At 59.5% G+C, this 336-nt stretch carries 1 pseudogene; it reads right to left on the reverse strand.

Annotated features, from left to right (window positions below):
* Positions 1-157, reverse strand: a pseudogene (locus PZH32_RS11960) (gephyrin-like molybdotransferase Glp); the annotation flags it as partial.
* Between the last annotated feature and the right edge of the window lie 179 nt (positions 158-336).

A 336-nucleotide genomic window follows, 5' to 3' on the forward strand; every position in this document is an offset into this window, starting at 1 on the left:
CGTCCATGGCGGAATGGGCGAAGGGCGACACAGCGATATCGCTCGTCAGATCCTCAGCCACAACGCGGCCCACCGCGTCAAGGAGCCCCACGCGCTCGACGGGCATTTTCGTCATGGCACCCGTCACCAGCGCCCGCGCTTCCTCCAGCGGAATCATTTCTTTCACAAGTCCCACCCTTCTGGAACGGCCCACCGGCCCTTCCGCAAAACTCCTGCCTGTGGCTCCAAGCACACATGATGTTTTCTCAATTATAGCGGCACAAGAATATCTGAGAACCCTCCCTGCCGTGCTTGCGCGGGAAAGACATTGCTACAATGAAACCCGACACCCGCGCT

The sequence above is a fragment of the Adlercreutzia equolifaciens genome, assembly GCF_029076695.1.
Taxonomy (GTDB): Bacteria; Actinomycetota; Coriobacteriia; order Coriobacteriales; family Eggerthellaceae; genus Adlercreutzia; species Adlercreutzia equolifaciens_A.